2 pseudogenes are annotated in these 1,469 nt (G+C 34.8%); one reads left to right on the top strand and one right to left on the bottom strand.

The features are described 5' to 3' along the window. Positions 1-1,119, top strand: a pseudogene (locus NF27_RS10110) (ISKra4 family transposase); the annotation flags it as partial. Between the two features lie 140 nt (positions 1,120-1,259). Here NF27_RS10110 and NF27_RS12655 read toward each other — a convergent pair. Then, positions 1,260-1,469: pseudogene (locus tag NF27_RS12655) on the bottom strand (IS481 family transposase); the annotation flags it as partial.

The following is a 1,469-nucleotide window of genomic DNA, read 5'->3' as shown; positions in this document are numbered from 1 at the left end:
CTGCTGAAAAAATTTGTAGTTGTTGTAATAAAAAGCTTAGTTTAAAAGGTTATCACCCGCTTGTGTATAGAACTCTTTTTGGGAAGATTTCGATAAAGAGTCCCAGGTTTTATCAATGTAGCTGCAAATCAAATAAGCAAATTAGTTTTAGCCCGTTACCAAAAATATTAAAAGAACGCATTTCGCCTGAGCTTAATTATTTACAGACTAAGTGGATATCATTAATGTCATATGGGATGACATATAAAACTTTTAGACGAAGTATTTCCAATGCAGACTAATATCTCTTCTATATTTTATAAGGCTCAAAAGGTAGCAAAACGTTTAGAAAGCGAGCTGGGTGAAGAACAGCATATGTATATAGAGGGCTGTCCGCGCGATTGGGAAAAATTACCGAAACCCGATATCCCCTTAACTATAGGAATAGACGGTGGCTATATCCATGCAAGAGAAGGTAATAATAGAAAAGCCGGATGGTTTGAAGCGATAGTGGGCAAGAGCTTACAAGACGATAGAGGTACAAAGAGATTTGGGTTTGTAGTAAATTACGATACCAAACCCAAAAGAAGGCTATATGAGATGCTAAAGAAACAAGGCATGCAGATCAACCAAGAAATGACCTTTTTATCTGACGGAGGGGACGTAGTTAGAGAACTACAAATGTACTTAAGCCCTTATTCAGAGCATATATTAGATTGGTTTCATATTACTATGAGGATTACGGTCATGAAGCAAGTAGCAAAAGGCCTCTCCTTAGAAGATGTGGGGCTGAAGCTAAATGTTGGGGATGAGCTGGATAGGATTAAGTGGTGTTTATGGAGCGGCAATGTATTTAAAGCCTTGAAAAAACTTGATTTTCTAAGGTTTGATTTGGAAACATTTTATGAGAAAAAGAAGAGCAAGGAATATAAGCTTTGGAAAATGATAGAAGAATTTTATGGTTATATTGAAGCTAATGAAGCATATATCCCTGATTATGGTGCAAGGTATGCATACGGAGAATCAATATCTACGGCCTTTGTAGAATCTACAGTAAATGAAGTTATAAGTAAACGGATGGTGAAAAAACAGCAAATGAGATGGAGTAAGGAAGGAGCCCATTTAATGATCCAACTTAGATGTGTGATTCATATACCTAGTTACCATTGGAATATAAGATTAACTCTTGATTAATATGTGCCTCTCTGATTCATAGACATCATTACCAATCTTCAACTATTATTTCAGTTTTTATATTGTTTTTCCCCTAAATATATTAGCTACTTCTTCTTTAATGCTCTTATTGCTTGGTCGTACTTGTAGTTTTGAATAACAAAACTTTCTTGATTTAGCTCATAATTCACCTGTATTTCATCTAAAGAGGGAATTTTGTTTTCTAACTCCTTATATCTTTCCCAAGGTGTTTTACCTTGTAAAGCGCTATGTGATCTTTGTTTATTATAATATTCTTCCCATACTTTAAGTTTATC

This window comes from Candidatus Jidaibacter acanthamoeba (assembly GCF_000815465.1).
Taxonomy (GTDB): Bacteria; Pseudomonadota; Alphaproteobacteria; order Rickettsiales; family Midichloriaceae; genus Jidaibacter; species Jidaibacter acanthamoebae.
This window is presented reverse-complemented; position numbering and strand designations above follow the sequence as displayed.